The following is a 19574-nucleotide window of genomic DNA, read 5'->3' on the forward strand; positions in this document are numbered from 1 at the left end:
TTGCTAAATGTGCTAAAGTGGGGAATGTTGTCAGTAAGACCAAATCCTAGAAACCATCTGTATGCAACATTTGTTTCTATTTCTTTTATTGTTTGACGCATAGATTTTATACCAAACATATATTGAATTAAAACTATTTTAATTAATACAACAGGATCTATGCTTGGTCTTCCATTATCTAAGCAATACATGTCCTTTACAAGATCATATATAAAATCAAAATTGATAACTTTTTCTATTTTTCTAACTAAATGATCTTCTGGAACCAATTGATCAACAGAGATAAATTCTACTTGTTCTCTACGAGTTTTATCTTTGTTGATTGTTAGCATACTTATCCTCCTTTATTACTTCGTATATTATTATATTTCGACATAAAAAAAGAGAATCCTTTTTTTGCGATGGATTCTCTTTAAAAAATTATACTTTGTCAACAGTCTGGGGCTACAGCATGTAGCCCCTATTTTAATTATTCAATCTTTTTAAATTTTTATTTTTAGTTCATCTGGAGTAACATAGATAGTTCTATTGGTATAATATATTACCATTCCGGGCTTTGCGCCGGAGGGTTTTTTTACATTTTTTATAGAAGTCCAGTCGACGGGGACATTGGTTGAATTTTTACCTTTGCTATAATATGCTGCAAGGTAGGCAGCTTCTAATAAAGCCTGTTCGCTCACAAAGCCCGATCTTGATTTAATTATTACGTGGGATCCTGGGATATTTTTTGTATGTAACCAAATGTCATCTTTATTTGCAAATTTTAAAGTTAAATAATCATTTTGGATATTGTTTTTACCTACATAAATATCAAAGCCGTCGCTTGAAATATAATGATGTGGGGCTGATTTAATTTGTTTTTTTGTATTTTTCCTTTGTTTTAAATAACCAGAAGACATTAGTTCATGTTTAATTTCTTCTAATGTATCAATATCGTTAGCGTTTTCTATACTATATAAGATGCCTTCTAAGTATTCTTTTTCTTGAAGGGCTTCTTTTAATTGCTTTTCTAATATTTCGGTTGTTGCTTTGTATTTGGCATATTTTTTATAGTATTCTTGAGCATTTTCAACTGCATTAAGGTTTTCATTTAGAGGTATGTTAATAAGGGTTAAATCTTTATCATAAAAATTTGGTAAACTAATTTCTTTTTGATTAGACTTAATGCTATATTGATTTGCCATCAATATATCTGCATAAATTTTAAAATTTTCATATCCTTGGCATTCGGATATTTTGTTATTGTAAGCTTCGATTTTTTTTATGTTTTTTTCTAATAAAGTTTTAATTAATTTTATGAGATCGCTATATTTATGTTTAAGGGTATCTTGGATATCCTTTTGATTATAAAATTTATCCAGTAATTCTGAGGGAGAATTTAGTATTTCTTTTTGATAATTTTTATAATTTTCAAGGTCAAAAATGTAATAGTCTATTAGTCTATTGTCTTGAGAATATAAAATATATAGAAAATCATTACTTTTTATCTTTGCTAAATAATAGAAGAAATTATTTTTAATAATAAGTTTATCATTATCGGATAAATCTTTTATATTTTTATCCTCAAAACTTTTACATATTTCAGCACTTAATTGTTTGCTAAGGCCTAAAAATGTTTCGGAAAAAAAATTAATTAATTTTTTAGAAGGATTTTTTACTATTAAATTTTCGAAAGTTTGTGCATCTATTTCAAGTGGATTTATCCTCCCTTGATTTGGTGGAAAAACATAATCCACTCCCGGGAGAACAAGTCTATATCTATTCATATCACTACCAAGGTGTTTAATAGCATCGATAATTTTATATTTTTCATCGAGAAGTATTATATTGCTATGTTTTCCCATTATCTCTATAATAATATAATAATATGAAGAATAGCCTAGTTCATCCTTACCTTCAAATTTAATTTCAACAATTCTGTCAAAATTTATCTGTTTTATATCTTCCAAGCGAGAGTTTTGTAAATATTTCCTTAATACCATTACAAAATTGGGTGCAGTCTGGGGATTTTCTTTGTTAATATTAGTTATTTGAATTCTCGGATAGGATGGATTAGAAGATAGAAGTAATTTATAATTGATTTTATCCTTTTTAAGATTTATTATTAAATCATCTTTAGTGGGTTGATGAATTTTATCAACTCTTGCACCTTTTAAATTAGATATTTCCTTTACTATGGCTCGAGTAAAAGCACCGTCAAATGGCATGAATGTTCCCCCTTTCTTAAAGTCATAATTGATTATAGCATTTAACTTATAAATGTAAAAGGAGGTCATAATATGTATTTTGCAAAAATGCATGGATTAGGTAATGATTTTATTGTAATAAATAATTTAGACGGTAGAAATATTGACTATTCAAATTTGGCAAGAAAAATATGCGATAGGCATTTTGGTATTGGTGCTGATGGCCTTTTAGTAGTAGAAAAGTCAAAGATTGCAGATATAAAGATGCTCATATTTAACAGCGATGGTAGTCAAGCTGAAATGTGTGGGAATGGAATAAGATGTTTTGCAAAATATGTGTTTGAAAAAGAGATACTAAAAAAAGAAAAAATGATTATTGAAACTTTAGCAGGAATTATGGTTGCGGAACTAAAAATTAATAATTCTTTAGTTAATTTTGTTAAAATTAATATGGGAAAACCTCAAATTAATAATATCGAAAGTATTTTCAATTTAAAGGTAGACAATTTAAATTATGAAATAAATTTAAATGAAAAAAAATTCATCGCTTCAACTTTATTGATGGGAGTTCCCCATACGATAATATATACTGAAGATATTAAAGATGATGATATTTTAATTTTTGGACCTCAAATTGAAAAATTGGATTTTTATCCTTATAAGACAAATGTTAATTTTGTAAAAGTGATAAGCAATAAAAAAATTAAGGTAAAAACTTGGGAAAGGGGAGCTGGACTTACACTTGCTTGTGGGACAGGATCCTGTGCTTCAGTGGTTGCAGCATACTTAAATGGCTTAACAAACAATTTAGTTGAGGTAGAACTTGAAGCTGGAAGCTTATTTATAGAGTATAATGATGATGTTTATATGGAAGGTCCTGCTGAATTTATATGTGAAGGGAATTTTTTTGAGTAACCTCTGAAAACCTCCGGAATATTATAATATTAGTAAATTTCTGGAGGGATTTTTTTTGAAATTATCAAATAGGATATCAGAAATTCCACATTATGTTTTTGCAAGATTAGAAGAATATAAAAAGGAATTTGAAAAAAATGATATTAAAATAATCGATTTAAGCATAGGGGATCCGGATATAAAAACACCTCAGTTTATAGTTGATGAATTAATTCATGTCCTTAATAGAAAAGATTTTTATAAATATCCGCCCTATAGTGGAACTAATGAGCTAAAAAAATCAATTGCAAACTTTTATAAAAGACATTTTGATGTTGATTTAGACTATGAAAATGAAGTTGGAATACTAATTGGAGCTAAGGAAGGGATAGCACATTTAATAATGGCACTAACAGACCCAGGAGATTACTGTATAATCCCTGATCCGGGTTATCCTGTTTATTTTTATTCATCATTAATTGCTGGATGCATTCCTTATAAGATATATTTACAACGAGAAAGGGACTATATGCCTAATTTATATGGGATCCATAATGAGGTAGTAAGAAAAGCTAAAATATTAATAGTTAATTATCCTAATAATCCTACAGGAGCTTGTGGAAATTTAGAGGTTTTTTCTGAGTTAATTAATTTTGGAATTAAAAATGATATAGCAATAGTGAATGACGCAGCTTATGTAAATTTAGTAGCGGAAGAAAGATATAAAAATAGCATATTACAAGTTGAAGGGGCTAAAAAAATAGCTGTTGAAATTGGAAGTTTGTCAAAGAGTTATAATATGACTGGTTGGAGAATAGGATATATTGTAGGTAATAAGGAGATAATAAAAAGACTATCAATTATAAAATCAAATATTGATTCTGGTCAGTTTTTGCCTATTCAATTAGCTGCGTCAAAAGCCCTTGATTATGGTGATTATTTTATAAGTTATATGAATAGTGTTTACGGGGAAAGGCGAAAAATTGTTAATAGCATATTAAAACAAGGGAATTTTGATATCTATGATAGTAAAGGAACATTTTATGTATGGTTTAAAGTTCCTGATGGTTATTCCTCAGAGGAATTTTGTGAAATAATTTTAAAAAAGGCACAAGTTATGATTACTCCTGGTAATGCCTTTGGAGATATGGGAGAGGGATTTTGTAGGATTTCATTGACCCTTCAAACAAATATTTTAAAATCAGCAGCAGAAAGAATTATAAAAATTATTTAGGGCATGCATTGCATGTCCAATTTAAATTTTAATTTGAACTTGAAAAAATGATATATTATTATGTATAATTAGGAAGAATGTAATATATTTATATACTAACGGCAGGTGAAAAATATGATAAAAAGTATGACTGGCTATGGAAGAGGAGAATGTGAAGAAAATAATAGACGATTTGTAATTGAGTTAAAATCAGTAAACAATAGATATTTAGATATTAACATAAGGCTACCAAAACATTTAATATCTTTAGAGGATAACATAAGAAAATACATATCTTCAAGGGTATCTAGAGGGAAAATAGATGTCTTTGTAAGTCAAGAAAAATTTAGTGATGACGATATAAAAGTTGTTTTAGATGAACAGGTAGCAAGTTATTATTATAATGTTTATTCTGAGCTTAAAAAGAAATTCAATCTTCAAGAGGAGATTACTCTTTCACTTCTTGCTAAGGCACCTGACGTAATTATTATCGAAAAAAATGAGGATGATGTCGAAACAGTTTGGGATACTATGAAAAAAGCTTTAGATGAAGCTTTATCTGTATTTATTGACATGAGAACTAAAGAAGGTTTAAAATTAAAACAAGATATTTTAGAAAGATGTATGATCATAAGTGAAAAGGTGAATTTGATAGAAAAAAGAAGTCCTAGTATAATTGATGAGTATAGAGAAAAGATAAAATTAAGGGTTTCTGAGTTTTTAAAGGATGTAGAAATAGATGAGTCTAGGTTGTTAAATGAAGTAGCATTTTTTGCTGATAAAGTTAATATTGATGAAGAAATAACGAGATTAAAAAGCCATATTGAACAATTACGATTATCCTTAGAAAGCGATGAAGCTGTCGGAAGAAAACTGGATTTTTTAATACAAGAAATGAATAGAGAAACAAATACTATAGGATCAAAGGCAAATGACTTAAGTATAGCAAATTTAGTTATAGATATAAAAAGTGAATTAGAAAAAATTAGGGAACAAGTTCAAAATATAGAATAATTAGGAGGTTAAAGTATGGGTATAAAACTAATAAATATAGGCTTTGGAAATATAGTTTCCGCCAACAGGCTTGTGGCCATTGTAAGCCCAGAATCTGCACCAATAAAAAGAATAATACAAGAAGCAAGGGATAGAGGTATGCTTATTGATGCAACGTACGGTAGAAGAACAAGGGCTGTTATAATTACAGATAGTGACCACATTATTTTGTCAGCTGTTCAACCTGAAACTGTGGCTCATAGACTAACATCAAAGGATGTTGAGGAGGATATAGAAGATACTGAAGATGATGAAGAATAATAAAGAAAGGAGTATATGATGCAAAGGCAAGGATTATTAATAGTAATTTCAGGTCCATCAGGTGCGGGGAAGGGAACAATATGTAAAGCTTTGTTACAAAAGAATAAGGATTTAAAGATATCTGTTTCATGCACCACAAGATCACCAAGAGAAGGTGAAAGGGAAGGTATTAACTATTATTTTGTATCAAAGGAAAAATTTGAAGATATGATAGAAAAAAATGAGTTTTTAGAATATGCTACTGTATATGGTAACTATTATGGAACTCCCAGAAAATATGTGGAAGAGGAACTTAAAAAGGGTAATGATGTTATATTGGAAATTGACATTCAAGGGGCTCTAATGGTTAAAGAAAGATATCCAGAAGGAGTGTTTATATTTATTTTACCACCATCTATGGAGGAACTAAAAAACAGAATAATAAAACGTGGATCTGAAACAGAAGATTCTTTAAATACAAGATTTACAGCGGCATTTGAAGAAATAAAATATATGTCTAAATATGATTATGCCGTTGTTAATGACTATGTTGATGAGGCTGTTAAAAAGATTGAATGTATAATTGTTGCAGAAAAATGCAAGTGCAATAGAATGTTAAGAGCAGGATATTTTGAGCAGGAGGGATAATGTATGCATATTAGTAAAGAAAGCTCAATGATTAATCCACCTATATTATCGCTTTTAGAAAAAATAGATAACAGATACTCTTTGGTTGTTGTTACTGCAAAAAGAGCAAGACAATTAGTTGCAGGGGAAGAACCTTTAGTTAAGGTTGATTCTAATCAACCTGTTACAATTGCAATTCATGAAATCAATAAGGGGAAAATCAAATATCACGCTGTTAAAACCGGAATTAAGTAATGTTGAGGTGTTAGTATGTCTAAAAATGTTGTTTTGGGTGTGACGGGAGGTATAGCCGCATACAAAGCACTTGACTTAGTAAGTAAACTTAGGAAAAAGGATATTAATGTTGATGTGATAATGACAGAATCGGCTACAAAGTTTGTAACTCCGTTAAGTTTTCAGTCTTTAAGTCAAAACCAGGTTATAGTTGACATGTTTTTAGAGCCAAAGAGCTGGGAAATACAACATATCTCATTGGCTGATAAGGCGGATGTTTTAGCAATTGTTCCTGCCACTGCAAATGTTATAGGTAAAATTGCTAATGGTATAGCCGATGATATGCTTACTACAACAGTCATGGCAACAAAGGCACCTGTTTTAATAGCACCTGCAATGAATGTTAATATGTATGAAAACCCTATAGTTCAAAGGAATATCCAAATATTAAAACAATACGGTTATCATATTATAGAACCGATAGAAGGAAGGCTTGCCTGTGGATATGTTGGAAAGGGCAAGTTAAATGATATTGATTTGATATTTGATTATATTGAAATGCTTCTTGAAAAGAAAAAAGACTATTTAGGCAAAAGGGTTCTTGTGACTGCAGGTCCAACTGTTGAATATATTGATCCTGTAAGATTTATATCTAACAGGTCATCAGGAAAAATGGGGTATGCAATTGCAAGAGCAGCTAGAAACAGAGGTGCAGAGGTAATCTTAATTACAGGACCTACTAATTTAGCACCCCCGGTGGGTGTAAAAGTCATCAGAGTAAAGACAGCAGAGGAAATGTTTAAAGAAGTAATGAAATATTATCCAGAAGTTGATATTGCTATAAAGGCAGCTGCAGTTGCCGACTATAAAGTTGAAGGCACAAGCAAGGTTAAGATAAAGAAAACAGAGGATTCCTTTGAATTAAAGTTAATAAAAAATAAAGATATTTTACAGGAGATGGGAAAAGCAAAATCTAAGCAGATACTTGTTGGATTTGCAGCAGAGACAAACGATTTAATTAAAAATGCAAAGCTTAAATTAGAAGGAAAAAATTTAGATATGATAATTGCTAATGATGTAACAGAAGAAAATTCAGGTTTTGATCATGATACAAATACTGTTAAGATTATTAAGAATGATGGACAAATTATTCAGCTTCCTAATATGTTAAAGGAGGAACTAGCAAACATTATATTAAATTATATCTTGGAATTAAAAGTTAAGCGCTAAGGCGCTTTTTATTTCTTTTAGGAGGGTTTGCATGAAAATAGCCTCTATTATATTAAATACAAATCTTAAAGAACTTGATAAAGAGTTTGATTACATAGTGCCTGAAGAGTTTGATGATTTAGTTGAAAGAGGGAAAAGAGTTATAGTTCCCTTTGGATTAGGAAATAAATTAGTAGAGGGTTTAGTATTAAATATAAAGGAATATTCAGGTGTTGAGAATGAACTCAAAAAAATATACGATATATTAGATGAAAATATAATTATTGATGATAAAACGATCGAAATAGCAATAAAAATTAAAGAACGTTATCTTTGCACTTTGTTTGAAGCTATTAAATTGTTCTTGCCTCCCAATAATGTTAAAACAAAAATTTATGTTAAAAGATTTAATTTTGACGAAAAGTATGAACAAAGATATGAATTCTTAAGATATATTGAGAATGAATTTCTTCCTTTAGAAAAAATAGAAAAATCAATTGGATACAGCATTAAAAGGACGCAGCTTTTAAATCTTTATAAAAAAGGCTTAATTGAAATTAAAGAAACTATAGATTTAATGGTAAAACCTAAAAAGGAACTTATATACAGTTTAGTTGATATAAATGATGCTTATAATTTTATAGAAGTAAATAAAAATTCTAAAAGGTATGAAAAACATATCTGGACTTTAAATCAATTAATAAATAATAATGGTTCTTTATCATCAAGAGTGTTGAAAAGTAGTAATAACTGTTCTTCCTCAGTATTAAATACATTAATTAATAGGGGATTAATTAAAAAGGAATATGTTGAGGTTTTTAGAAACCCATATAATGAAGAGTATAAATATAATAAAATCGAATTAAATTTAGAACAAAAAAAAGCAATAGATGAGATTTTAGCTGCTTATAATAATGGAAAGAATACCTCACTAATTTATGGGGTTACTGGTTCAGGAAAAACAGAAATTTATCTTTCTTTGATAGAAAGATTTCTAAAAAATGGTTATGGGGCAATAGTTTTAGTCCCAGAGATTTCTCTGACTCCTCAAACGGTGGAAAGATTTAAAGGAAGGTTCGGTTCAAATGTAGCAATTATACATAGTAGGCTTTCTGAAGGAGAACGCTTTGATGAATGGAGAAGAATTTATAATGGAGAAGTAAGTTTGGTTATTGGAGCAAGGTCTGCAGTTTTTGCTCCAGTAAAAAATTTAAAACTGATTATTATTGATGAAGAACACGAACATACTTACAAATCTGAAATAACTCCTAAATATGATGCAAGATATGTAGCAAAACTAAGAATTGAGGCAACCAATGGTTTATTAATATTAGGTTCTGCAACACCATCGTTAGAAAGTTACTATAATGCTAAAAATGGCAAATATCATCTAATTGAAATATTAAAAAGGGCAAATAGCAACATTCTCCCAGAAGTTACCATAGTCGACATGAAAAAAGAATTAAAAAATGGTAATAGAAGTGTTTTTAGTAAAAAACTTTTAGAAGAAATCTCTATTAATTTACAAGAAAGAAATCAAACGATTCTATTTATAAACAGGAGAGGTTATTCGACCTTCGTTTCCTGTAGATCCTGCGGATATGTTGCTAAGTGCTCCGATTGTGATATAACATTAACATATCACTATTATAATAATACCTTAAATTGCCATTATTGCGGTAAGGATTATAATATTCCTAATGTATGTCCTAAATGCGGAAGCAAATATATTAAATACTTTGGAGCCGGAACAGAAAAGATAGAAAACGAAATATTAAAATACTTTCCAGATGCACGCGTATTAAGAATGGACATGGATACAACAAAATATAAAGGCGCCCATGAAAAAATTTATAAAGCCTTTAAAAATGGTGAAGCGGATATATTAATTGGGACCCAGATGATTGCTAAAGGAATGGATTTTAAAAACGTTACTTTAGTTGGCATTATCACAGCAGATACCATTCTTAATTTGCCAGATTATAAATCAGCAGAGAGGACATTTCAACTTATATCCCAGGTTTCGGGAAGGGCAGGTAGAGGAGATAAATTAGGTAAAGTTATTATTCAAACGTATGACCCAGAAAATCCTATAATTCAATTTGCAAGTCAGCATGATTTTAAAAATTTTTATGAGTATGAAATAAAAATGAGACAAATTATGAATAACCCTCCCTTTACCGATATAATATATGTTTTACTAACATCTCAAAATGAAAATGAGCTAATAAAGACTTCAAATAAATTGCGATATATTTTTGAAGAAGCCCTAAAACACGAAGATGTAAAAATTTTAGGACCATCGCCTTGTCATATTTCTAAAATAAAGAATACTTTTAGATGGAATATGATTTTTAAAGGTAAAGTGGTAGAATATTATTATAAAATAAACAAAATATTGTATAATGAATTAGGAAATAGTCCGATTTCTTTTTCGATGGATATTAATCCAAACAATATGCTTTGATAGGAGGTAATTATATGGCAATAAGAAGGATAAGAACAATTGGGGATGATGTTCTAAGGAAGATAAGCAAACCTGTTGAAAAAATCGACAATAAAATTTTGACTTTAATAGATGACATGGTGGATACCATGTATGAAGCAAATGGAGTTGGACTTGCAGCACCTCAAGTTGGAATTTTAAAACGAATAATAGTTGTTGATGTTGGTGAAGGACTTTATAAACTTATCAACCCAGAAATTGTTTTTGAGGAAGGAGAACAAGTGGACGAAGAGGGATGCTTAAGTATTCCAAACAGAAGTGGAACTGTAAAACGTCCTAAAAAAGTTAAAGTTAAAGCATTGAACGAAAGAGGAGAGGAAGTAATTTTAGATGCAGAAGATCTTTTTGCAAGAGCAATATGCCATGAGATCGACCATTTAAACGGAGTGCTTTATATAGATAGAATAGAGAGTGATGAGGTGATCTAATGAGGACAATTTTCATGGGAACTCCTGACTTTGCTGTGCCAACTTTGAATAATTTGATTAAAAATCATGAAGTATTGGCAGTGTTTACTCAACCGGATAAACCTAAAGGAAGGGGACAAAAAATGCAACCTCCACCTGTAAAGGAGGTTGCACTTAAAAATAATATTCCAGTATATCAACCACAAAAATTAAGAAATAACGATGAAGTAATTGATTTAATTAAAAAATTAAATCCAGATGTTATCGTTGTAGTTGCATACGGACAGATTTTACCAAAAGAGATACTTGAAATTCCTAAATATGGGTGTATTAATGTCCATGCATCGTTGCTCCCAAAGTTAAGAGGTGCTGCACCTATTAATTGGGCTATAATAAACGGATTTAAAACAACTGGAGTTACTACGATGCTTATGGATGTAGGTTTAGATACTGGTGATATGCTTTTAAAAAAGGAAATCGAGATAAAAGATGATGAAACAGCAGGAGAATTGCACGATAGAATGATGATCATTGGTGCAGATTTGATTATTGAAACTTTGAAAAAAATTGAAGAGGGAAGCATTGTCCCTCAAAAACAGGAGGATTCCCTATCAAGTTATGCACCAATGCTTACTAAGGAAATGGGACATGTAAAATGGAATGAGGATAACAATAAAATCTATAATCTTATTAGGGGATTATTACCTTGGCCAGGGGCTTATTTCTATTATAAAAACAATATGATAAAAATATGGAAAGCTAAAATTGGAAATAATAATATTAGCGATATTCCAGGTAAGATACTTAATGTTACAAGGGACGGCATTGAAATCGCTTGTAAAGAAGGCTCAATAATTATAACTGAGCTGCAGGAGATGGGCGGCAAACGCATGTCTGTAGACTCTTATTTGAATGGACATCAAATAGAAATTGGAAGTATCGTAGAGTAAAGGGGGATATGTATGTATTATGGTTATTATGATCCTACGTTTATATTTTTAGTTCCGGCTTTGCTTTTAGCTTTTTATGCTCAAAGTAAAATTCAAATGACATTTTCTAAATATTTAAAAGTTGCTTCAATAAGAGGATTAACAGGAGCTGAGGCAGCCAGGATAATATTGGATAGAAATGGACTTTATGATATTCCTATAGTTGTTATTCCAGGGAGATTAACCGATCATTATGATCCTTCCCAAAGAGTTTTAAGGCTGTCAGAGGATGTTTACTACAGCACATCAATAGCATCTATTGGAGTTGCAGCACATGAGGCAGGGCATGCAATTCAGCATAATAAAGGATATGTTCCATTATTGATAAGGAATTCCTTAGTTCCTGTAGCAAATATAGGTTCTAATTTGTCATGGATATTAATATTATTAGGTTTATTCATGGGGGCTATGGGACTTGCAAGGTTAGGTGTTTTATTGTTTACAGCTGTTGTAGCCTTTCAAATTATTACTTTACCTGTTGAATTCAATGCTAGTTCAAGGGCTTTAATTGAACTAGACAGCAATGGACTCCTTTTTGAAAATGAACTAAAAGGCGCAAAAAAGGTTCTAAATGCAGCTGCACTTACTTATGTTGCTGCAACATTAATGGCAATTTCTCAACTTCTAAGATTGATTTTTATTACAAGGGACAGAGATTAGGAGGAAAATATGGAGGACAAAGCTAGGTATGTAGCTCTAAAGATATTAAGTGAAATAGATGAAAAGAAAGTCTTTTCAAATATAAGGATTAATCAATATTTTAAGAAATACAATTTATCATCATTAGATAGAGCTTTTGCAACAGAGATCGTATATGGAACTTTAAGATGGAAGCTTAAGATAGATTATTTAATTCAAAAATTTTGCAAAAAAGACTTAAAGGATTTAAATGTATGGGCATTAAATTGCATTAGGATTGGAGTATATCAGATATTTTTAATGGATAAAGTTCCTGAATTTGCAGCAGTAAATCAATCTGTTGTTTTATGCAAATTAAAAGCACCAAGATTATCCGGTTTTGTTAATGGTATTTTAAGAAACATTATAAGAAATAAACAGGAATTTGACATTATAAACGAAAAAGATAAAACTAAATTTTTGTCCATTAAGTATTCACATCCTAAATGGTTTATAGATTATTTCATTAAATATTTTGATGAAAAATTTTTAATCGATTTAATGGATGCAAACAATCAAGCACCTGAATTGACAGTTAGGGTAAACACATTAAAATCTTCAAAAGAAAACTTAAAGGCAAAAATTATAAGTAGAGGAATAAAAGTTAAAGATGGACAACTAAAGGAATCACTGATAATAGAGGAAGTAGGCCAAATAGAAAAGATGCAGGAGTTTTTAGATGGACTCTTTTATGTCCAAGATCAAAGCTCTATGATGGCTTCGATAATTTTAAACCCAAAACCAGGAGAAAAGGTTCTTGATATGTGTGCTGCACCTGGAGGTAAAGCAACCCACATGGCAGAGCTTATGGAAAACACGGGAGAAATAATTGCCTTTGATGTCCATGAACATAAAATAGATCTCATTAATGAAAATTCAAAAAGACTTGGAATAGGTATTATAAAGCCGATGTTAAAAGATGCAACTGGTTTTTATAAAGAATTTGAAAATAACTTTGACAAGATCCTTTTAGATGCCCCTTGTTCTGGCTTGGGGCTTATTAGAAAAAAGCCTGAAATTAGATGGAATGTAAGTTTGAAGAATATAAAGGATCTTACTAAAATTCAATCTATATTGTTAAAGAATGCATCTAAATATGTTAAGATTAATGGAGAGATCCTATATAGTACTTGCACAATTACAAAGGATGAAAATGAGCAAATTATTGAAAAGTTTCTAAATGAAAACACTAATTTTGAATTAGTGAATATTAGTGAATTAGTTCCTATTGAATTTAAAAACAGCCTAATCGATGGAACTTATTTAAGATTATATCCCAATATAAATAATACTGATGGATTTTTTATTTGCAAATTAAAAAGGTTATGGTGATTACAATGTATGATATCAGGGATTTATCATTAAAGGAAATCGAAGAATTTATTGTTTCTTTAGGGGAACCTAAATTTAGGGCTAAGCAGATTTTTAAATGGATAAATAATGGGATAGAGGATTTTGACGAAATGACAGATATTCCTAAAAAACTTAGGGATAAGTTAAAGGAGAACTTTATAATTAAGAATATTTTTATAGAAGCTAAGCAAGAATCGTCAGATGGCACAGTTAAATACCTATTAAGATTGAAGGATGGTAATCTTATTGAAGCTGTTTTAATGAGATATTCCTATGGGAATTCGGTATGTATTTCAACACAAGCAGGTTGCAACATGGGATGTTCCTTTTGTGCATCTACTATTGGTGGGAAAATTAGAGATTTATCACCTGGTGAAATGCTTGGGGAAGTTTTAGCAATTTCTAAGGACCAAAATATCAGGATTTCAAATATTGTCTTAATGGGAACAGGAGAGCCTTTAGATAATTTTGATAATGTTTTAAAATTTTTAGAACTTATTAATTCCAAAGAAGGTTTAAATATTGGAATGCGACATATAACGTTATCGACATGCGGTTTAGTTCCTGAAATAAAACGTTTAGCTGATTTGAGATTACAACTTACATTAGCCATATCTTTACATGCTCCAAACAATGACAAAAGAAAGAAAATCATGCCGATTGCAAATAGGTATAGTATGAACGAATTGTTAGAAGCTTGCAGATATTATGTTGAAAAAACCAATAGAAGAATAACCTTTGAATATGCGTTGATTAAGGATATCAACGATTCAATTGAGGATGCAAAAGAGTTATCTAAAAGATTAGAAGGACTTTTATGTCATGTGAATTTGATTCCAGTTAATCCAGTTAGCGAAAGAAATTTTGAAAGACCTGATAGAAAAAGGATAGAAAATTTTAGGGATATTTTAGAATCCCACGGTATTAATACAACTATAAGAAGGGAGCTTGGAAATGATATCGATGCTGCATGTGGGCAACTAAGAAGAAGGTTTATAACTTAAGGGGTGGTTGTGTGTATATCAAATGCAAAACTGATATTGGTAAGGCAAGGGAGCTAAACGAAGACTATGTTATTATGTTAAGATCCAACAGCTATGCACTTGTTGCTGTTGCAGATGGAATGGGAGGGCATAATGCAGGAGAGGTAGCAAGTAAATTAGCTTCATTAGCTCTTAGAGATTTTGTCTTTAATAATTTCAATAAATATAACGATAAAACAGAATTGATAAGAGATGCTATGCTTGAGGCTAATTTAAGAGTTTATGAGAAATCCAAAGATGCAAATCAGTTAAGTGGCATGGGAACAACACTAACATGTTGTTTGATGGTTTTTGACAAGGCTTATATCGGCCATGTTGGAGATAGCAGAGCTTATTTAATAAACAAAGATGGTATTAGAAAACTTACTGAGGATCATTCTTTTGTTCAGCAACTGGTTAAAAATGGAACAATTACAGAAATTGAGGCAGAAAATCATCCAAAGAAAAATCTAATAACAAGGGCTATAGGATTAGAGAGAAATGTAATTGTTGACGTTATCGTAGTAGATTTTAATAAAGACGATTTAATTTTATTATGCACCGATGGTTTGACTTCCTATCTATCAAAGGAAGAGATATTTGAAATTGTTAATGACAAAAAAGAAGATGCAGTAGAAATGCTAATTGAAATTGCAAATGATAGGGGAGGATCTGACAACATTTCTGTGGTTATTGCAAGAAAGGAGGATGGGAGATGAAGGAATTAAGTGGCAAGATACTTAACAATAGATATATCCTTCTTGAAAAAGTTGGCGACGGAGGAATGGCTTTAGTTTTTAAGGCAAAGGATACTTTATTAAATAGATTTGTAGCAGTAAAAATATTACGACCAGAATTTGCAAACGATACAGAATTTTTAAGCAAATTCAAAAGAGAATCTATGGCCGCAGCAAGCTTATCCCATCCTAATATAGTTAGCATATTTGATGTTGGCGAAAATGATGGATTAAATTATATTGTTATGGAGTATATAAAGGGAAAAACGTTAAAGGATTATATCAAAGAAAAGGGTAAAATTAAATATGATGAAGCATTAAGGATTATTTTACAAATTTCCCAAGCCCTTGATCATGCACATAAAAATGGTGTTGTCCATAGGGATGTAAAGCCACATAATATTTTAATAACAGAAGATAACATTATAAAAGTTACCGATTTTGGTATTGCTAGGGCGTCAACCTTTAATACAGTAACAAATACTGGAAAGGTTATGGGGTCTGTCCATTATTTATCACCAGAGCAGGCAAGGGGTGTATATAGCGACCATAGAACTGATATTTATTCCCTTGGGGTTGTATTTTATGAAATGCTTATTGGAAGACCTCCTTATGATGCAGAAAGTCCAATAACTATAGCAATAAAACATATACAGGATGAAATAGAGGAGCCTATAAAGGTTGATCCCAATATTCCAATAGCAGTAAATGATATTGTCGTTAAAATGATGCAAAAGGATATGACAAGAAGATATCAAAATGCAAAAGAAATTATTATGGATATCAATAGAGCAATCAATAATCCTGGAATTTCCCTGTTAAATAAAGGTGATGACATAGAAAAAACTAGAATAATTTCCCAAGAAAGCATAGAAGATGAATTAAATAAAAATAAAGCCAAAGGTAAAAGAAATAAGAAGCCTTTAATTATATCTATAGTTATTATATTATTCTTATCCATAACAGCGTTAGGATATTTTGTTTTTAATAAGTATTTTGTTATAAAAGATGTAAAAGTGCCTAATGTAGTGGGATTAAGTGAAGAAGATGCACGCAAAATATTTGAAAGTAATAAATTGATTATGGAAATAGAAGGAACACAAAGCAGTGATTTGCCAGAAGGGACGGTTATATCTACCATTCCTGAAGAAGGAACCACGGTTAAAGAAAATTCTGTTGTTAAGGTTATTGTAAGTTCGGGCCCGAAGATGGTAGCTGTTCCGGATCTTAAAGGATTAGATTTAACCTATGCAGAAACTCTGTTAAGGAAATACAAATTAACTTTAGGTAATATTGAAAAACAATATAGTGATGAAGTACAAAAAGGATTTATTATTGATCAAAATCCATTATCAGGTTCTGAAGTTAAAGAAGGAACTGCAATTGATGTAATTTTAAGCGATGGGCCACAAATTAAAATAGTTAAAGTTCCCAACCTACTTGGTATGAGTTTGGAGCAGGCAAAACAAACATTAAAATTGTCTGGATTAAACCTTGGAATTGTAAACTATGGATATGATCCTAACTATAAAGACGGAGAAATTATATTGCAAAGTGTAGTGGATGGTGTTGAAGTTAGACAGGGAACTTTAATAAATGTTACTGTAAATAAATTAGATGATAATCTTCAACAACAGGAAAATGACAACCAATAATAAAGGAGGAAATTATGCAGGAGGGTATCATTGTAAAAGGTATAGGTGGATTCTACTATGTTGAATTGCAGAATGGAGAATTAATTGAGTGCAAAGCAAGAGGAAAATTTAGAAAAGATAATATAACTCCTTTAGTTGGTGATAGGGTTTATATTGAAAAAATCAATAATTCGCAGGGCCTTATTAAAGAAATTAAAGAAAGAAAATCCCAACTTATAAGGCCACCAGTTGCTAATGTAGATCAAGTAGTTGTTGTATTTGCTCTTAAGGATCCTGATATAAGTTTTACACTTTTAGATAGATTATTGGTTCATGTTGAAGAAAAGGATTTAGATTGTCTCATTTGCCTTAATAAATCTGATTTAGATGAAGATGGCAAATTTGAAAAGGTGTATTCGATTTACACAGAAGCAGGATATAAAGTGATAAAAACAAATGCTTTAAAAAAAGAAGGTTTAGATGAGTTAAAAGCCTTCTTAAAAGGTAAAATAACCGCATTTGCAGGGCCGTCAGGAGTTGGAAAATCTTCGCTTTTTAATTCTCTACAAGATAAGGTCAAGATGGAAACGGGAGTAATAAGCGAGAAAATAGGGAGAGGAAAACATACTACAAGGCATGCACAGCTAATCAGAATAGATGATGAGACATATTTAGTAGATACACCGGGCTTTTCCACCTTAGATTTGTCATTTATAGAACCAAACGATTTGCAGTATTATTTTAAAGAATTCAGAAATTTTATTGGTCAATGTAAGTTTTCAAGCTGTTTACATGTAAAAGAAAAGGATTGTGCTATAATAGAAAATGTAGAAGAAGGAAACATATGTAGAATTAGATATAATAATTATTTAGATTTTCTAAATGAAATACTTGAAAATAGGAGGAACACTAGATGATGAAGCTAGCACCTTCAATACTTTCAGCAAATTTTAGCAGATTGGGAGAAGAAATTAAAAGAATTGAAAGGGCTGGAGCTGATTATGTTCATATAGATGTTATGGATGGTCATTTTGTTCCTAATATAACAATTGGTCCACTTGTAGTTGAAGCCATAAGACCATTAACGAGTTTAATATTTGATGTGCACTTGATGATCGAAAATCCAGATAAGTATATAGAGGATTTTGTAAAAGCTGGAGCAGATATAATTACAGTTCATCAGGAAGCATGTATTCATCTTGATAGAACTGTTAATTTAATTAAATCTTTTGGGAAAAGAGCTGGTGTTGCAATAAATCCAGCGACCCCATTGGAAGTTTTAGACTATGTTTTAGAAAATCTTGATATGGTTCTCATAATGAGCGTTAATCCTGGATTTGGAGGTCAAAAATTTATACCTTATGCCATAAGTAAGATTAAAAATTTAAAACAAATGATAGAAAAAAGGAAGTTAAATATCGATATTGAAGTTGATGGTGGTATAAATTTAAATAATTTGAGAGATGTTGTTAATTCAGGTGCCAATGTGATTGTTGCTGGCTCTGCTATTTTTTGTTCAGATGATGTAGAAAAAACAGTTAGGAAATTTAAGGAAATCGGTGGTTAGGATGAAAAAAGCATTAATTTTTAACTTTGGTAGGATAAAGAATACTACTTTATTACAAAAAGAAATTCAGGGAGCAAGTATTATATTATGTGCTGATGGAGGAGGGAATTATGCCTATGAGTTAGGCATTATTCCTAATTTTTTAATTGGGGACTTTGATTCCATTGAAACTGAAGTTTTAAATTATTTTATCGACATAGGTGTGGAAGTTATTAGATATCCAAAAGAAAAGGATTATACTGATACTGAGCTTTGTATAAATAAAGCTATCGAACAAGGATGCGATGAAATATGTATACTAGGAGGGGTAGGCGGAAGGATTGATCACACATTGGCAAATTTATATCTTCTACACTATATATATGAAAATAATGCAAAGGGTTATATCGTTACTGATGATTTTTATATTTATTTGTGCAAAGATTTTATAAAAATAGAAGGAGAAATTGGTGATACTTTATCAATTATTCCTATATATAAGTCTGTAAAGGGTCTGTATTCTAAGGGGCTAATGTATAGATTAGAGAATACAACTATTGATTTTGGAAGACCACTAGGTATATCAAATGTAATGATCGATAGGCAATGCGAAATTAAGGTTGGAGATGGAGAAGTATTGATATTTAAAAAGATATAAGCAGTATCAACTTTATTAGGATTTACATATAATGAATATATAAAATAAAAATGGTGATCATATGATAAAAAATGAAAGGGAAAAATCAAAAATATTGGGGATATTATTGATTTTAATTGGAACGATCATAATTATTGCTTGGATGCCGGTGTGGATTTGGCTTGTTTTACTTGGAATAGGCCTGATATATTCTGGCCTTTTTTTCTTTAGTAATAGTTAATGGAGGAAAGTATGCTAAAAGACAAAATAAAACTAAAAATAATCGATGTTTTAGCCATTATAATACTTGGCATTGGATTTGGGATGCTATTGGCTGTTATTATACCTTTTTGGATTTGGATCATTATTATAGGTGCTTGCTTAATATATTTATCGTGGTATTTTTTAA

The 19574-nt window shown here is 30.5% G+C and carries 20 protein-coding genes; 18 read left to right on the forward strand and 2 right to left on the reverse strand.

All coding sequences use genetic code 11. The features are described 5' to 3' along the window. Both CAAU_RS10575 and CAAU_RS10580 read right to left on the reverse strand, forming a co-directional pair. Window positions 1-332 (reverse strand): transposase (locus CAAU_RS10575; RefSeq protein WP_040306537.1); only part of this gene is annotated, 332 nt, incomplete at its 3' end. A 150-nt stretch (window positions 333-482) separates the two neighbouring features. Further along, on the reverse strand, window positions 483-2207 hold the full coding sequence (locus CAAU_RS10580; protein ID WP_008909429.1) for an Rqc2 family fibronectin-binding protein: 1725 nt from the start codon (window positions 2205-2207) through the stop codon (window positions 483-485). Between the two features lie 72 nt (window positions 2208-2279). On the opposite strand from CAAU_RS10580, the gene dapF reads away from it, so the two are divergent. The 18 genes from dapF to CAAU_RS10670 all read left to right on the forward strand — a co-directional run bounded on the left by dapF (window position 2280) and on the right by CAAU_RS10670 (window position 19186). After that, window positions 2280-3101: a diaminopimelate epimerase gene (gene dapF / locus CAAU_RS10585; protein ID WP_008909430.1), complete on the forward strand. Its 822-nt coding sequence runs from the start codon at window positions 2280-2282 to the stop codon at window positions 3099-3101. A 55-nt stretch (window positions 3102-3156) separates the two neighbouring features. Continuing rightward, the gene (locus tag CAAU_RS10590) at window positions 3157-4314 is read left to right on the forward strand and encodes an aminotransferase class I/II-fold pyridoxal phosphate-dependent enzyme (protein WP_008909431.1); all 1158 of its coding nucleotides are present in this window, start codon (window positions 3157-3159) and stop codon (window positions 4312-4314) included. Between the two features lie 114 nt (window positions 4315-4428). Further along, entirely contained in the window at window positions 4429-5307 is an 879-nt protein-coding gene (locus tag CAAU_RS10595) for a YicC/YloC family endoribonuclease (RefSeq protein ID WP_008909432.1), read from the forward strand. A 15-nt stretch (window positions 5308-5322) separates the two neighbouring features. Next, window positions 5323-5607: an extracellular matrix/biofilm regulator RemA gene (gene remA, locus CAAU_RS10600; RefSeq protein ID WP_008909433.1), complete on the forward strand. Its 285-nt coding sequence runs from the start codon at window positions 5323-5325 to the stop codon at window positions 5605-5607. Between the two features lie 18 nt (window positions 5608-5625). Then, window positions 5626-6234, forward strand: coding sequence for a guanylate kinase (gene gmk / locus CAAU_RS10605; protein WP_008909434.1), 609 nt, complete (start codon window positions 5626-5628; stop codon window positions 6232-6234). A gap of 3 nt (window positions 6235-6237) precedes the next feature. Beyond that, complete coding sequence (rpoZ, locus tag CAAU_RS10610; protein WP_008909435.1) at window positions 6238-6468, forward strand: DNA-directed RNA polymerase subunit omega; 231 nt, start codon at window positions 6238-6240, stop codon at window positions 6466-6468. Between the two features lie 15 nt (window positions 6469-6483). Further along, the gene (gene coaBC / locus CAAU_RS10615) at window positions 6484-7677 is read left to right on the forward strand and encodes a bifunctional phosphopantothenoylcysteine decarboxylase/phosphopantothenate--cysteine ligase CoaBC (protein ID WP_008909436.1); all 1194 of its coding nucleotides are present in this window, start codon (window positions 6484-6486) and stop codon (window positions 7675-7677) included. Between the two features lie 31 nt (window positions 7678-7708). Next, the gene (gene priA, locus CAAU_RS10620; protein WP_008909437.1) at window positions 7709-10123 is read left to right on the forward strand and encodes a primosomal protein N'; all 2415 of its coding nucleotides are present in this window, start codon (window positions 7709-7711) and stop codon (window positions 10121-10123) included. A gap of 14 nt (window positions 10124-10137) precedes the next feature. Continuing rightward, entirely contained in the window at window positions 10138-10590 is a 453-nt protein-coding gene (gene def / locus CAAU_RS10625) for a peptide deformylase (RefSeq protein ID WP_008909438.1), read from the forward strand. After that, complete coding sequence (gene fmt, locus CAAU_RS10630) at window positions 10590-11519, forward strand: methionyl-tRNA formyltransferase (RefSeq protein ID WP_040306541.1); 930 nt, start codon at window positions 10590-10592, stop codon at window positions 11517-11519. The genes def and fmt overlap by 1 nt, the downstream gene beginning before the upstream one ends. A gap of 12 nt (window positions 11520-11531) precedes the next feature. Then, complete coding sequence (locus tag CAAU_RS10635; RefSeq protein ID WP_008909440.1) at window positions 11532-12218, forward strand: zinc metallopeptidase; 687 nt, start codon at window positions 11532-11534, stop codon at window positions 12216-12218. Window positions 12219-12227: 9 nt separating this feature from the next. Beyond that, window positions 12228-13568 (forward strand): 16S rRNA (cytosine(967)-C(5))-methyltransferase RsmB, encoded by a 1341-nt coding sequence (gene rsmB / locus CAAU_RS10640; protein ID WP_008909441.1) that lies wholly within the window; start codon window positions 12228-12230, stop codon window positions 13566-13568. Window positions 13569-13573: 5 nt separating this feature from the next. After that, entirely contained in the window at window positions 13574-14593 is a 1020-nt protein-coding gene (gene rlmN / locus CAAU_RS10645) for a dual-specificity RNA methyltransferase RlmN (RefSeq protein ID WP_008909442.1), read from the forward strand. An 11-nt stretch (window positions 14594-14604) separates the two neighbouring features. Further along, on the forward strand, window positions 14605-15330 hold the full coding sequence (locus tag CAAU_RS10650; protein WP_008909443.1) for a Stp1/IreP family PP2C-type Ser/Thr phosphatase: 726 nt from the start codon (window positions 14605-14607) through the stop codon (window positions 15328-15330). Beyond that, window positions 15327-17003, forward strand: a complete 1677-nt coding sequence (pknB, locus tag CAAU_RS10655) for a Stk1 family PASTA domain-containing Ser/Thr kinase (RefSeq protein ID WP_008909444.1) — start codon at window positions 15327-15329, stop codon at window positions 17001-17003. The genes CAAU_RS10650 and pknB overlap by 4 nt, the downstream gene beginning before the upstream one ends. Before the next feature lie 14 nt (window positions 17004-17017). After that, window positions 17018-17899 carry a ribosome small subunit-dependent GTPase A gene (gene rsgA, locus CAAU_RS10660; RefSeq protein ID WP_008909445.1) on the forward strand — a complete coding sequence of 294 codons (882 nt, stop codon included), beginning with the start codon at window positions 17018-17020 and terminating at the stop codon, window positions 17897-17899. After that, window positions 17896-18549 (forward strand): ribulose-phosphate 3-epimerase, encoded by a 654-nt coding sequence (rpe, locus tag CAAU_RS10665; protein WP_008909446.1) that lies wholly within the window; start codon window positions 17896-17898, stop codon window positions 18547-18549. The genes rsgA and rpe overlap by 4 nt, the downstream gene beginning before the upstream one ends. A gap of 1 nt (window position 18550) precedes the next feature. Continuing rightward, entirely contained in the window at window positions 18551-19186 is a 636-nt protein-coding gene (locus CAAU_RS10670; protein WP_008909447.1) for a thiamine diphosphokinase, read from the forward strand. The last annotated feature ends 388 nt before the right edge of the window (window positions 19187-19574 follow it).

Source organism: Caloramator australicus RC3 (genome assembly GCF_000297115.1).
Taxonomy (GTDB): domain Bacteria; phylum Bacillota; class Clostridia; order Clostridiales; family Caloramatoraceae; genus Caloramator; species Caloramator australicus.

Excerpts from the sequence above, each read along its gene's own strand:
- dapF (WP_008909430.1), top strand. The coding sequence starts at position 2,280 with ATGTATTTTGCAAAAATGCATGGATTAGGTAATGATTTTATTGTAATA.
- CAAU_RS10670 (WP_008909447.1), top strand. The coding sequence starts at position 18,551 with ATGAAAAAAGCATTAATTTTTAACTTTGGTAGGATAAAGAATACTACT.
- remA (WP_008909433.1), top strand. The coding sequence starts at position 5,323 with ATGGGTATAAAACTAATAAATATAGGCTTTGGAAATATAGTTTCCGCC.
- gmk (WP_008909434.1), top strand. The coding sequence starts at position 5,626 with ATGCAAAGGCAAGGATTATTAATAGTAATTTCAGGTCCATCAGGTGCG.
- fmt (WP_040306541.1), top strand. The coding sequence starts at position 10,590 with ATGAGGACAATTTTCATGGGAACTCCTGACTTTGCTGTGCCAACTTTG.
- CAAU_RS10580 (WP_008909429.1), bottom strand. The coding sequence starts at position 2,207 with ATGCCATTTGACGGTGCTTTTACTCGAGCCATAGTAAAGGAAATATCT.
- rsgA (WP_008909445.1), top strand. The coding sequence starts at position 17,018 with ATGCAGGAGGGTATCATTGTAAAAGGTATAGGTGGATTCTACTATGTT.
- pknB (WP_008909444.1), top strand. The coding sequence starts at position 15,327 with ATGAAGGAATTAAGTGGCAAGATACTTAACAATAGATATATCCTTCTT.
- def (WP_008909438.1), top strand. The coding sequence starts at position 10,138 with ATGGCAATAAGAAGGATAAGAACAATTGGGGATGATGTTCTAAGGAAG.
- CAAU_RS10595 (WP_008909432.1), top strand. The coding sequence starts at position 4,429 with ATGATAAAAAGTATGACTGGCTATGGAAGAGGAGAATGTGAAGAAAAT.
- coaBC (WP_008909436.1), top strand. The coding sequence starts at position 6,484 with ATGTCTAAAAATGTTGTTTTGGGTGTGACGGGAGGTATAGCCGCATAC.
- rpe (WP_008909446.1), top strand. The coding sequence starts at position 17,896 with ATGATGAAGCTAGCACCTTCAATACTTTCAGCAAATTTTAGCAGATTG.
- rlmN (WP_008909442.1), top strand. The coding sequence starts at position 13,574 with ATGTATGATATCAGGGATTTATCATTAAAGGAAATCGAAGAATTTATT.
- rpoZ (WP_008909435.1), top strand. The coding sequence starts at position 6,238 with ATGCATATTAGTAAAGAAAGCTCAATGATTAATCCACCTATATTATCG.
- CAAU_RS10635 (WP_008909440.1), top strand. The coding sequence starts at position 11,532 with ATGTATTATGGTTATTATGATCCTACGTTTATATTTTTAGTTCCGGCT.
- priA (WP_008909437.1), top strand. The coding sequence starts at position 7,709 with ATGAAAATAGCCTCTATTATATTAAATACAAATCTTAAAGAACTTGAT.
- rsmB (WP_008909441.1), top strand. The coding sequence starts at position 12,228 with ATGGAGGACAAAGCTAGGTATGTAGCTCTAAAGATATTAAGTGAAATA.